Raw genomic sequence first — 13,105 nt, 5'->3', positions numbered from 1 at the left:
TTTTGTGTTGATATGTGACGGGGCCCCCGTGGGTCGACACTGGCCAGGTCGTCGGCAGCGTCAGATGAGTAGAAGAGCCAGTGCGCGACCTGGGCGGTCTGGGCCAGCAAACCCCACCCCCGGCCCAGACCGCCAAGGTCGAGTCCGCGCCCGCACCAGCCCCAAGCGCCGGGCCGAACAGCTACCTTCTGCAGGTTGGCTCCTTCCGCCGCAGTGGCGATGCCGAAAAGCTCAAGGCGGAGCTGGCGCTGCTCGGGATCCAGACCTCTATCCAGACCGTCACCATCGACAGCGGCCAGACTTATCACAGAGTGCGCACCAGCGCCTACGCGAAGTCCGACGCCAACGCCGTGCGCGCCAAGCTGCAACAAAATGGCCACAAGCCCATGATGATGCGCGCGCAATAGCGATGTCCGCCGCCGGCAGAACACGTCAGCGCGCTGCGCGCCGGCGCAATGGGCAAGCCATGCCAGGACCGCACCCAACCCTGTGAGACTAGCCCTGCGAGACCAGCCCCGAGAGACCAGCTCCGAGAGACCCGCCAATGCCGTACCGCCGCACCGCCCGCAAATCCAAGCTCCACACCGCGGTTGCGCCGGCCGCGCTGCTCGCGCTGATGCTCGGCGGCTGCGCCGCCGACAACCCGATGCGGGGTGCCTTGCGCGACAGCATCGGCAGCCCCTTCGGCGGGCCCACCGAGCAGGGCTTCCACTCGCTCGTCCGTAAGCATTGCGGTGATCAGTTCGTCGGCGGACAGACGGTTGCGACGTTGCTCGGGAGCGACACCACCTTTCGCCAGCTCACGGGTCGGCTCTACCGTGGCGACATCTCCAACGACGCCTTCATGAATCTCCTGCTGCAGGAATACCCGGCGGCGGACGCCAACATCCCTACCACCGGCTGCATCGTCAGGCAGCTCAACACCTGCTTCAACACAAGCTGCGACGGCCGCCCTGCCGAGCCCGCCGATGCCATCGCCGCACAAGACATCGACACCGCCCGCCAGCAGAATCTCGATGAGCTGCCGGCTGCGGACCCCGAGGCCGTGGAAGCCATGATCGAGGGCGACAGCGGCGCCGGTATCGACGACATCGGCCCCCTGCCCAGCCAAGATCCTGGTGTCCTGACGGGCAACCCCCCCGCGGAGGCTGTCGAATCCATACCGGAGCCGAGCCAACCCTAGCCCAAAAATCTGGGGGACAGTATACTTAACTCAATGACCGGCCGCAGGCAATGACCGAGCACGCGGCACCGATCGATGCGTGGTGTCCCGATGGGTGAAGTACGCGAGGCCCGCGTTGAATTATATATACTGTCCCTGTAATAGTTAGCGGGCGGCTGACGAATCTGTGGCCGGCCGGAGACTGACCTCACCCGCGTGGAAGGTACGACGGCCCTCTGCGGTGTCGAGCATCAGACCGCCGTCGGCGGCGACACCGGCGCAGACGCCGGTGATGCGCCGCTCGCCCATGATGAGCGCAACCGGCTCGCCGACGTAGGCATCCAGCCTGTGCCAGTCGTCCAGAAAAGGGGCGAGGCCTGCGGTCCTGAAATGTGCGAGCGCCTGCAGCAGCCCATCGACCAGCGCCGCGGCCAGAGCGTTGCGCCCGGGCATGGCGCCGCCCAGGACAGTCGCGAGATCCGCCCACGGCTGGTCGATGTCCGCCGCCTCGGCCTCGCTGAGGCGCAGGTTGACGCCAACCCCTACGACGACATGGCTCGGACCCTGGGACTCGCCCGCCACCTCCAACAATAGGCCGCCCAGCTTGCGCCGGCGCCAGTGAAGATCGTTGGGCCATTTGAGACCGATCTCGCCGACACCGTTGTCACGCAGTGTGCATGCAACGGCGACCCCGCAGGCGAGACTCAAGCCGCCGAGCTCAGCAGGTGCGAGCGGATAGCGCCAGAGAATCGATAGATAGATGTTGCTGCCGAAGGGCGAGACCCAGCCCCGGCCCGCGCGTCCGCGCCCTGCGAGCTGCCGCTCGGCGAAGCAGACGCGCCCTGCCGGTGCGCCGTGACCGGCGGCTCGCATGAGCTGCGCGTTAGTGGAGTCGACGGCGTCCAACACCTCGATGTCCGCGAGCTGCGCCCGGGACGGTGCCGACAGTCCGGCGCGGATACGCGACGCGTCCAACAGCTCCAGCGGCCGGCGCAGCCGATAGCCCCGCCCTCGCAGGCAATCGATCTCCAGCGTCAGCTCGTCGGCGGCCCGCCGCAGGGCCTTCCAGACGGCGGCGCGGCTGACGCCGAGGCGCGACGCCAGCTCGGCACCGGAATGCAGCTCACCATCGGCGAGCAGGCACAGGATCTCCCGCCGGCGCCGCTGCGCCGTCTGTGCGGCCTGCCCAGGCATGAGGCGAACGCGTGCCGGAAGGCTCAGCCGCCGGCGACGCTCGAAAGCCAAGCGCGGCGCTGTTCCAGCACCTCGCTCGGGCCGTCGTCGTCCAGTCGCAGCTCGCAGACGTCGGCCGGCGCCGCCGTCGGCGTGAGACGGAAGGTCATGAGCTCATCGCGACGGAAGGCGTGCACGATGACCTCCCGGCCAATAGGCAGCGCGCGTAGGCACTTGCCGGCGCCATGCCCATCGGCTTTCAGTCCGTCGATGGCGATGATCACGTCGCCGGCGGCGAGCCCAGCCCGCTGCGCCGGGCGGTCCTCCAGCACGACGCCGATTTTGCCCTCGCCGCCCGGCGCAAGCCGCAGACCTACATCACTGACAGGCTCGATGGCCGCAAAGGTATCCGCCACATTGCCGAAGTCCTTAGGCCCGTTGCTCGGGCGCAGGCGCATGGCGACGCCGACGGTGGCGAGCAGCCCGGGCAGGTCAAGGTCCTCTGTGCTGTCCAGCGCTTGGTCGAAGAAGCGCCCCAGATCGAGCCCCGTGACCTCTGCCGCCAGGGCCTCGATGCCGCGCTCCGCCACGCCGACGCCCGTGCGGCCATGCCGCTCCCAGAGGGCGCGCATGACGTCGTCCAATGAGCGTCTGCCGTGGGTGTCGCGGCGGATGGTCAGGTCCAGCGCGAGGGCGGTGAGTGCGCCTTTGCCATAGTAGCTGACGATGGCATTCGGTGCGTTCTCGTCTTGCTTGTAGAACTTGGTCCAGGCGTCGAAGCTGGACTCGGCCGCGGTCTGCCGTAAGCGACCTGGATTGCGCAGTACCTTCGTGATGGTCTCCGCCAGCAGCTCCAGGTAGCCTTTAGCGTCGATGCGCCGGCTGCGCACCAGCGCGAGGTCGTCGTAATACGAGGTGATGCCCTCGAAGGCCCAGAGCAGGCGGGTATGCACCTCACGCTCGAGGCCGCCTTCGACGAAGGCCGCCGGGCGAATGCGCTTCACGTTCCAGAGATGGAAGTATTCGTGGCTGCAAAGCCCGAGGAACTTGCGATAGTCGCCCTGGGCCTGCGCGTCCTCCGGCTTGGGTGTCGTATCCAATGCCTGCGCCGGCAGGTCGTCGCGGCTGCAAAGCAGGCTGGAGGAAAAGCGATGCTCCAGCCCGCCGTAGCCGTCGCCCACCACCTGGGTCAGGAACAGATATCGATCCGCTGGCAGCTCGCCGAACAGGGCCGCGTGCTCCTCGCAGATGGGGGCCAGGTCCGCGGCGATGCGCGTCAGATCGGCGCGGTGGCGCCCGCTCACCGCCATCCAGTGCGGCACGTCTCGGACCTTGTAAGCGATGACGTCGAAACGGCCCATCTCCACCGGGTGATCGATGAGATCCTCGTAGTCATCGGCGCAGAAGGTACCGAATCCCCAGCGACTGGTCTGCCCCGTTTGGGAGCCAGCCCGCGCCAGACTGGTGGCGACGCTCCAGTCGCCGCACGCCGGGTCAGCCGGCGGCAGCAGCTCGACGCGGCAAGGCTCCCGGTCGCGGTCATGCACCCGCAGGAACAGGCTCGGCCCATTGAAGTAGCCATGGGTCCGGTCGAGATGCGCCGAGCGCACCGTCAGCTCCCAGGCGTAGACCTCGTAACGGATCGTCAGCTCGCCGGCGCCCCCGGGTGCCCGCCAGGTCTGCTTGTCGAGCTTCTCCAAGGTCACCGGCGCCCCGGCGCGCTCGGCGGCAATGGCGACGATGTTCCGCGCGAAGTCCCGGATCATGTAACTGCCTGGAATCCAGGCGGGCAAGGACAGCGTGACCGGCTCCGGGCCGGCATCGGGCACAGCGAGCTCCACAGCAAAGACATGGGCGGCCGGTCGGACCGGGGTGACGCGGTAAGTGATGGGCGCGTTATCAGGCATGGTTCAGTTGATCGGCTCGACGTCTGGCAGTGGTGGGCCGGCGCACACAGCGCCCGGACGCTGACTCAGGAGGCTAACAGATGGGGCCGCCGAGCCGCCTGCGCAGTGGGCTGAGGTCGGGGACTCCCTGACGGCGACGCTGACCAAGCCACTGTCCCTGCTCAGCACACCAGCACGATTTCGGGGCATTGGTCTCTGAAAAGCTGGAAGTCGCACACAATTCTGTGTCTACAATCAAGCATCGCCCCGCGAATGTCGGAATTCGAAGGACATGCTCCGTGTCTGAGCCGTCCCAAATGCAACCCGATGCCGACGCGCGCTCGCCATGGTCGGCATCCGCATCGGAATCGGTGTCCGCAGAGCCAGCGACCAGCCGGCCGCCCGTGGCCGCGCGTGCACGGCGACGCGGCGCCAGACGCCTGCGGCTGGCGCTGCTTGGAGCGGCGGGGTTACTGGCGCTCATCGCCGCGGTGCCTGCCGCCATCGACGCCATGATCACCGCCAGCACGGCCCACGCCGTGGCCGACGACGTGAAGCAGGTGGAAGCCAAGCCCGTGGCCCTGCTGCTCGGCACTGCGCGCCGTACCATGGCCGGCCGCCCGAACCAGTTCTACCAAGCCCGCATCGAGGCCGCCGCCGAGCTCTTCCACAGCGGCAAGGTGCAGGCAATCCTGGTGAGCGGCGACAACGCCACCCGCTGGTACAACGAGCCCATCGCGATGCAGGAGGACTTGATCTCCGCCGGCGTCCCGGCGGAGTTCATCACGCTGGATTACGCGGGCTTCCGCACGCTCGACTCGGTGATCCGCGCCAAGGAGGTGTTCGGTCAAGAGCACGTCATCGTCGTCAGTCAGCGCTTTCATGCCGAGAGGGCGATCTTCCTTGCTCGCCACTTCGGACTGGACGCCAGCGGCTTGGCCGCTGCGGATCCGGAGCACCCAGGTGTGATGCGGGTCCGCGCCCGGGAAGTCCTGGCCCGGGTCGCCGCGGTGTTGGACGTCATCATCGGCCGAGCGCCCAAGTTCCTGGGCGAGCCGGAAACGGTCCGGTTGCGCGCGCTCCCCGACGCCCCGGTCTGAGCCCTACTTCCACCCCAGTCCGTGCAAGCAGCGTCACCACCACGCCCCCGCCCGAACCCCACCGCCACCCGGCACACGCGGCGAGGAAGCCTCTGCCACTCAGCACGTGCACGTAACCCCTGCGCCATTCCGCTCGCCGCGCTATCATCAGCGGAACGCCGGCACCCGAGCTGCAACGCCACCCACACCGCCAAGCCAGCCTGCCGAGGCATGCCCTTCCGCCTGCTGCACACCGCCGACTGGCACCTGGGCCGAATCTTCTTCAACGTCTCTCTGCTGGAGGACCAGGCCCACGCGCTGGACCAGCTCCTCGACATCGCCCGCGACACCCGTGCCGACGCCCTGATCATCGCAGGCGATGTCTACGACCGGGCCGTGCCGCCGGCGGATGCCGTGCGGCTGCTGGACGAGACGCTGAAGCGCATCGCGCTGGACCTGCAGCTCGCCGTGGTTCTGATCGCCGGCAACCACGACAGCGCCGAGCGCCTTGGCTTCGGTGCCGCACTGATGGAGGAGCGGCGCTGCTTCCTGCGCGGGCCACTCGGCGCTCACACCCGGCCCATCGAGATCGCAGGCCGCGCCGGCAGCGCCCGCTTCCACCCACTCCCCTACGCCGAGCCGGCCGAGGTGCGCGAGCACCTGGGGGAGCCCGACCTGCACAGCCACGACGCCGCCCTGGGTGCATTGGTGCGGCGGCTCGGTACACTGCCCGACGACGTGCCGAACATTGCCGTCGGCCACTGCTTCGTCACCGGCGGCGCGGTCAGCGACTCCGAGCGACCCTTGAGCGTCGGCGGTGCTGGGCAGGTAACCGCGGCGCATTTCGCGCCCTTCGACTACACGGCGCTCGGGCACCTGCACCGGCCTCAGGCGGTGGCGGAACGGGTGCACTACTCGGGCTCGCTGCTCAAGTACAGCTTCTCCGAGGCCACACACACCAAGTCGGTCAGCCTGGTGGAGCTGGACGACGACGGTGCGCGGATCGAGCGCATCCCGCTCACACCCCGGCGGGACCTGCGCATCGTCGAGGGGCATCTGGGCGACCTGCTCAGGGGCCCGGCAGCCGGCGAGCATGCCGACGACTACCTGCTGTTCCGCCTGCTCGACACCGGCGCCCTATTGGACCCTATGGGCCGTTTGCGGGAGGTCTACCCGAACGCGCTGCACCTGGAGCGCCCAAGCTTGACGACGGGCGGCGACAGCCGCGGCCCGAGCCCCGAGCAGATCGCCCGCGGTGAAGAGGACCTGTTCGCCGACTTCTTTCGCGAGGTCACCGGCGACGCCCTGACACCCGAGCAACAGGCCGTACTGCACGAGGTGCTGGCGGGGCTGCGCCGGCAAGAGCGCGAGGCGGCTGTGCCACCGGCTGACCGGAGCGGCGCGCCGGGCGCCGACGCATGAAAGCCGCTCAGCCCTAGCCCATGCGCCCGCTCAAGCTCCAGGTGCAGGCCTTCGGCCCCTTTGTCGCCCGACAATCGCTCGACTTCGGACAGCTCGGCGAGCAGCGATTGTTCCTGATCTCCGGCCCCACCGGCGCCGGTAAGACCACGCTGCTGGACGCCATCGCCTTCGCCCTCTACGGTGCCTCATCTGGCGAAGAGCGCAGCGCTGAGCAGCTGCGCAGCCAGCAGGCGGACCCCCGTGAGCGTACCGAGGTCGAGCTCGAGTTTGCCATCGGCCCCCGGCGCTATCGCATCCACCGGGTGCCGCGGCAGGAGCGCGCCAAGCTGCGCGGCAGCGGTACCACAACCGAGCCGGCCGCCGCCACGCTCTGGGAGCGCACCGACGCCACCGGCCCAGACGACGAGGGCCGCGTCCTGGCCAGCGGCTGGTCCAAGGTCACCGAGCAGGTGGAGACCCTGGTGGGCTTCCGCGGTGACGAGTTCCGCCAAGTCGTACTGCTGCCGCAGGGCCGCTTTCGGGAGCTGCTCACCGCCGGCGCCCGCGAGCGCGAGCAGATCCTCCAGACACTGTTCCGCACCGAGCGCTTCGCCGACATCCAGCAGGCACTGAAGGCCCATGCCGAGGGCATCCGCAAGGCCGCCGACGAGCTGCGTATCCGTCGCGGTATCCTGCTCGGCCAGAGCCAGTGTGAAACGGAGCCGGACCTTGACGCACGCATCGACGCCCTCCGCGCCGAGCTGGCGCGCCTGGACGCGGACGTGCAGACCCGCAAGACGGCGGAGCAGCAGGCACGCGCCGCATTGGACGCCGGGCGCACCGCCGCTGAGCGCCTGGAGGCCGTTGCGAAAGCCCGTGCGGCATTGGATAAGCTGCTCGCCCAGCAGGCCCGCGTCGACGCCCAGGCGGCGGAGCTTGACGCCGCCCAGCGCGCCGATGGACTCCGCGACCTGCACACCCAGCTCGCCGGTCGCCGCGACGAGCAGCGCCGGCTGGCACAGGCACGCCAAGCCGCCGCCGGCGACGCCGAGCAGGCGCGCACGGCGGCCGAGCAGGCAGCTGCGGCCCTGCAACAGGAGGCCGAGAAGGAGCCGACCCGAGATGCCCTGCGCGCCGAGATCCATCGGCTAAGCGCTATGCAGACCCAGGTCACAGCCCTCGCCGAGGCGCGCACGGCAGCCGCTTCCAGCCGCCGGGACGCCGAGCAGGCCACGGTCCGGCTGCGACAGGCGGAACGCGCCACCGACGCCGCTCGACAGGCCCTGCGGGACGCCCAGACCCGCCGGGAGCAGCTGGCGCAGCCCGCCTCCCGCCGCGAGCTGCTGACGGGCCGGCTCGCGGAGCTGAGGCAGCAAACCGAGCGGCGTCGCCGCCTGGAGCAGGTGGACGCAGACCGCGCCACACTGGCGGCTCAGCTCGGCACCGCAGCCGAATCGGAAGCCCAGGCTACCGCAGCGCTCCAAGCCGCCCGGGACCGACACGAGCTGCTGTTGCGGCGCTGGCGCGACGGTCAGGCGCAGCACCTGGCCGCAGCGCTGGAGCCGGGCGCCCCCTGCCCCGTCTGCGGCGCCACAGACCACCCGGCGCCCGCCCTCGGCGACGCCGAGATCCCGGACGAGCCGACGCTGAACGCCGCAAAGTCCAGCACAGCCCAGGCTGAGTCGGCCCTGGACGCCGCCCGCCGCCGGCTCGCGGAGCTGCGCCAGCAAACTGCCCAGCCCGACGCCGAGGCGACCGGCCTGGCCGATGCCCTGGGGGACTGGGCCAAGCACGGCAGTGCAGACCTGGACCAAGCCCTGGATGCCCTGCGTCTCGAGCTGACTCAGGCCCAGGACGCGGCCGAAGCCCTCGAACGCCTGGACGCCGAGCGGGCGATGCTGGAGCAGCGCATCATCGAGGACGAGCGGGCACTGGAGCACGCCCGCCGGGCACAGCAGCAGGCCGGCGAGGCCTTGGCAGCCGCCGAGCGCAGCCTGCACGAGCGCAGCGCCGGCATCCCGGAGCAATGGCGGGCCCCGGAGGCCCTGCGCGAGGCCCTCGCGGACCGCCGCCGGCAGCTCACGCAGGCCGAGCAGGCCCTCACCGACGCCCGCGCCACCGCCCAGCGCACGACGCAGGCCCAGGCCGCGGCCGAGACCCGCCAGCAGACCCTTGCGCAGGAGCTCGCCGATGCCGAGACGCGACTCGCCACCACAGAAGCCACATGGCAGCAGCGCCGCACCGACGCCGGCTTCGTCTGCGACGCCGACTTCGCCGACGCCCGCCGCGATCAGACCGAGCAGGCGGCGCTCGCGCAGCACATCAGCGCCCACCAAGATGCGGTGGCGGCTGCCCGAACCACGCTGGCCAACGCCGAGGCCGCAGCCCAAGGACTCACCGCACCGGACCTGACCGCACTCACCCGCGCCGCCGAGCAGGCCACCGCCGCCCGCGAGCAGGCCGAAACCACCCGGAGCAGCTCGGCCGCCGAATGCCAGCGCTTGACCGGGCTGGCCGGCCAGCTCACCGAGGTGGCCAAGGCGCTCGACGACAATGAAGGCCGCTACGCCGTCGCCGGGCGAATCGCCGACGTCGCCAACAGCGACAACCCGCACCGCCTGTCCTTCCAGCGCTTCGTTCTCGGCGCCCTGCTGGACGACGTGCTGCGAGCGGCCAGCGAGCGGTTCCTCGCCATGAGCCGAGGTCGCTATCGGCTCCTTCGCAGCACCGAGGCCGGCGACCGCCGCAGCCTCGGCGGCCTCGACCTCATCGTAGAGGACGGCTACACCGGCCTGACCCGCCCCGTCTCCACCCTCTCAGGCGGCGAGGGCTTCCAGGCGGCACTGAGCCTGGCACTCGGGCTCGCCGAGACCGTGCAGGCCTACGCCGGCGGTGTGCGGCTGGACGCCATTTTCATCGACGAGGGCTTCGGCAGCCTCGACCCCGAGGCCTTGGAGCTCGCCGTCGACACGCTCATCGACCTCCAGCGCGGCGGCCGCATCGTCGGTGTCATCTCACATGTTCCGGAGCTGAAAGAGCGCATCGACGTCCGCCTGGAGGTCACCGCCGGGCGCAGCGGCAGCACGGCGGGGTTTGTGCTGCCATGAGGGCGCTGCTTCAGGTAAAGAGCGTCAGGACGCCGGTGTAACCGTAGAGGCGGTCACGGGAGATCTCACCGTTGGCGTAGAAGCCCACGAGGGGGAAGTCGCCGAGCTGATCGCGGATCTGCTTCAGCTCTTCGGAGTCGTCCCCGAACAGATTGGCGCCGCGGCCGAGGCAGGAGACATAGACGCCGCCGCGGGGCGGGCCGTCCAGGCGGGACTTGAGGTGCGCCAGCATGCGCGCAAGGTCCTCACGGGCGGTGTCGGCATCGCGGCGGCAGAACATGACCTCCCTGCCCTGCTCCACCAGATCACCGATGGCGAGCAATTTCTGCGTGGTGTCCACGCCGATGAGGTTGCGCACCAGATAATCGGCCGTATCCGACCCGGGGATGGGCAGCCCGGCAAAAATCGTCCCGCCGAGTCGTGCGATGTCCTGGGACAACTCCGGTCCGATATCGTCCTTGAAGACCTCGAGCGCGGGACGGTTGTCGAGCGTCACCAGGACGTTCCGTCGACATTCGGTGATGGTCCGATGCGGGCCGATGGGCGAGCAGCCCTGGCTCAGGTTGGTCTGCACGCCTACCGCCTCGGTAAACATCACGCCGGCCAGGCCGCCTTGCGTGACGCCGTCTGCGATCAGCCTTGCCTCCTCGCGGGCACTGGCGAGCCCACCCACCAGGAAGCCCGTGGCAGTGCGGGCGGCGAGCTGCGCGATAAGCTCTTCGGTGGCGGGGTTGGACGGATCGCCATGCACCAGGCCGAGAAACGGCTCGGCGTTGCCCAGCCAGCGCTGCTGCATGGCATCGTAGGCGGACAGATCCTCGGTGACGGCGGGAAAGACCCGAAACGCGTCCGCTGGAAACTCTGCCACCATGGCCGCGATCGCCGGCCGCTCGTAGTACTCGACACCAGTAGCGCAGATGCCGATGCCCGTGGCGCCCACCCAGTGGTCCACCGCAGTGGCATCGCTGAGCATCGCCACGACCTCGTCCAGATACGGATTCACGGCGTCGGTGACATAGAGGAAGCCGAGCCGGTCCATGCCGGGGCGCGGGCTCGGCAGGGGGCCGAAGCCGTCCACCACGTGCGACAAGGCGTCGCGCCAATCGTCCGCAGCAGCGTGAGCGTAGGGGAAAGAGGTCATGGTGCTACCTTAAATCTGGGTGGTGGCTTGAGGCTGGCGACGAGGATGTCGACAGTACGGAGTACGGAGTACGGGGCGTGTCTGAGCGTTGATCACAGGCTTTACTGGTATCGGCGGCCTGCCTGCGCCGCAGGAGAGCCGTGGGGTGGCGCTCGGCCGGGCCGTAACGTCACGCTTACGCCGGACTCCGTACCCATCATCAAACCTCTGCCAAATCGCCCTTTGCCTGCAGCCAGGCCCGCCGATCCGCAGCACGTTTCTTCGCCAGCAGCATGTCCATCAAGGTGCCGCTCTCGTCGCCGGGTTCAACCGTCAATTGCACCAGCCGGCGGGTGTCCGGGTGGATGGTGGTCTCGCGCAGTTGGGACGGGTTCATCTCGCCCAGGCCCTTGAAGCGCTGCACCGTCACTTTACCCTTGAGCTTCTCGGCGGCGATGCGGTCCAGCACGCCCTGACGCTCCGCGTCATCCAGGGCATAAAAGACCTGCTTGCCGACGTCGATGCGGTAGAGCGGCGGCATGGCAACGTAAACATGCCCCTCCGCGACCAGCCGCGGGAAGTGCCGATAGAAGAGCGCGCAGAGCAGCGTCGCGATGTGCGCGCCGTCGGAGTCCGCATCCGCCAAAATGCAGACCTTGCCGAAGCGCAGCCGACTCAGGTCGTCCGAGCCAGGGTCCACCCCGATGGCCACGGCGATGTCATGCACCTCCTGGGACCCCAGCACCTCCGCCGGGTCCACCTCCCAGGTATTCAGAATCTTTCCCCGCAGCGGCATGATGGCCTGGAACTCACGGTCGCGGGCCTGCTTGGCGGAGCCGCCGGCGGAGTCGCCCTCCACCAGGAACAGCTCGCTGCGCTCCGGGTCCGTGCTGGTGCAGTCGGCGAGCTTGCCGGGCAACGCCGGACCTTGCGTGACCTTCTTGCGCGTCACCTTGCGCCCGGCGCGCAGCCTCGCCTGGGCGCCGGCGATGGCGAGCTCCGCGATGCGCTCGGCGTCTGCCACATGCTCGTTGAGCCACAGGCTGAAGGCGTCCTTGACGACGCCCGAGACGAAGGCCGCGCACTCCCGCGACGACAGCCGCTCCTTGGTCTGACCGGAGAACTGCGGCTCAATGAGCTTGACCGACAGGATCCAGCTCGCCCGTGCCCAAACGTCCTCCGGCGCCAGCTTGACGCCGCGGGGCAACAGGTTGCGGAACTCGCAGAACTCCCGCACCGCCTCCGTGAGCCCGGTACGCAGCCCGTTGACATGGGTGCCGCCCTGCACCGTCGGAATCAGGTTCACATAGCTCTCGCTGACCGGGTCGCCGTCTTCCGGCAGCCAGGTGACGGCCCAGGCGGCGGCCTCGTTCTCCGACTCCATGCTGCCGACGAAGGGCGGTGACGGCACCGTGGGCAGATCGGCGAGGGCCTGCTGCAGGTAGTCCTTGAGACCGTCCTGGTAGCACCAGGTCTGCTCCTCGCCGCTCGCCTCGTCGCGAAAGCGCACCTCGAGCCCGGGGCCGAGGACGGCCTTGGCCCGCAGCAGACGGGTCAGTTGCCGGACGGCGAACTGGGGGCCGCTGACGAGGTTGGGGTCCGGCCAGAAGTGCAAACCGGGCACGGTGGTGCCCGGACCCCCCGAGCCCCACTCCTCCAGCTCCGAGCGCTTCTCGCCATTGGCGAACGCCATGTTGTATTCCCGGCCGCCGCGCTTGATCCAGACCTCCAGGTGCTTGGACAGCGCATTGACCACGGACACGCCGACGCCATGGAGGCCGCCGGAGAAGCGATAGCTGCCGGCGCTGAACTTGCCGCCCGCGTGCAGTTTGGTGAGGATCACCTCGACGCCGGGCAGACCCTGCTCCGGGTGGATGTCCCAGGGCATGCCGCGGCCGTCGTAGGCGAACTCGCAGGAGCCATCGGCATGCAGCGTGACGTCAATACGGGTGGCGTGTCCGGCGAGGGCTTCGTCCACGCTGTTGTCGATGACCTCCTGGGCCAGGTGGTTCGGGCGGGTGGTGTCGGTGTACATCCCCGGGCGCTTGCGCACCGGGTCGAGGCCGCTCAGGACCTCGATGGCAGAGGCGTCGTAGGTGCCTTTCATCGGCGTAGCGATACTCCTAGGGCATGCGCCGTTCCTGTGTGCATCGGCTGCTGCCGCAGCGCTGCGGAAA

General features: G+C 69.3%; 9 protein-coding genes. 5 read left to right on the top strand and 4 right to left on the bottom strand.

Features of this window, described 5'->3' with window-relative positions; translation table 11 throughout:
- The first annotated feature begins 80 nt into the window (after positions 1 to 80).
- Positions 81 to 407, top strand: coding sequence for an SPOR domain-containing protein (locus I6U14_RS14755; RefSeq protein ID WP_296900278.1), 327 nt, complete (start codon positions 81 to 83; stop codon positions 405 to 407).
- A gap of 137 nt (positions 408 to 544) precedes the next feature.
- Positions 545 to 1,183, top strand: coding sequence for a hypothetical protein (locus I6U14_RS14750; RefSeq protein WP_296900277.1), 639 nt, complete (start codon positions 545 to 547; stop codon positions 1,181 to 1,183).
- A 144-nt stretch (positions 1,184 to 1,327) separates the two neighbouring features.
- Here the strand turns inward: I6U14_RS14750 and birA are convergent, their stop codons facing one another.
- Positions 1,328 to 2,356, bottom strand: coding sequence for a bifunctional biotin--[acetyl-CoA-carboxylase] ligase/biotin operon repressor BirA (gene birA / locus I6U14_RS14745; RefSeq protein WP_296900276.1), 1,029 nt, complete (start codon positions 2,354 to 2,356; stop codon positions 1,328 to 1,330).
- A 23-nt stretch (positions 2,357 to 2,379) separates the two neighbouring features.
- On the bottom strand, positions 2,380 to 4,242 hold the full coding sequence (locus I6U14_RS14740) for a M61 family metallopeptidase (RefSeq protein WP_296900275.1): 1,863 nt from the start codon (positions 4,240 to 4,242) through the stop codon (positions 2,380 to 2,382).
- A gap of 383 nt (positions 4,243 to 4,625) precedes the next feature.
- On the opposite strand from I6U14_RS14740, the gene I6U14_RS14735 reads away from it, so the two are divergent.
- The 3 genes from I6U14_RS14735 to I6U14_RS14725 all read left to right on the top strand — a co-directional run bounded on the left by I6U14_RS14735 (position 4,626) and on the right by I6U14_RS14725 (position 9,808).
- Positions 4,626 to 5,321, top strand: a complete 696-nt coding sequence (locus I6U14_RS14735; protein WP_296900274.1) for an ElyC/SanA/YdcF family protein — start codon at positions 4,626 to 4,628, stop codon at positions 5,319 to 5,321.
- Positions 5,322 to 5,531: 210 nt separating this feature from the next.
- A complete protein-coding gene (locus I6U14_RS14730) occupies positions 5,532 to 6,722 on the top strand; it encodes an exonuclease SbcCD subunit D (RefSeq protein ID WP_296900273.1) in 1,191 nt (396 codons plus the stop codon).
- Between the two features lie 20 nt (positions 6,723 to 6,742).
- Positions 6,743 to 9,808: an SMC family ATPase gene (locus tag I6U14_RS14725; RefSeq protein WP_296900272.1), complete on the top strand. Its 3,066-nt coding sequence runs from the start codon at positions 6,743 to 6,745 to the stop codon at positions 9,806 to 9,808.
- A gap of 10 nt (positions 9,809 to 9,818) precedes the next feature.
- Here I6U14_RS14725 and I6U14_RS14720 read toward each other — a convergent pair whose 3' ends face one another.
- Both I6U14_RS14720 and parE read right to left on the bottom strand, forming a co-directional pair.
- Positions 9,819 to 10,949, bottom strand: a complete 1,131-nt coding sequence (locus tag I6U14_RS14720) for an FIST N-terminal domain-containing protein (protein WP_296900271.1) — start codon at positions 10,947 to 10,949, stop codon at positions 9,819 to 9,821.
- 199 nt (positions 10,950 to 11,148) lie between these two features.
- On the bottom strand, positions 11,149 to 13,035 hold the full coding sequence (parE, locus tag I6U14_RS14715) for a DNA topoisomerase IV subunit B (protein WP_296900270.1): 1,887 nt from the start codon (positions 13,033 to 13,035) through the stop codon (positions 11,149 to 11,151).
- Positions 13,036 to 13,105: the final 70 nt, after the last annotated feature.

It is taken from the genome of Thiohalocapsa sp. (assembly GCF_019695415.1).
GTDB lineage: Bacteria > Pseudomonadota > Gammaproteobacteria > Chromatiales > Chromatiaceae > Thiohalocapsa.
This window is presented reverse-complemented; position numbering and strand designations above follow the sequence as displayed.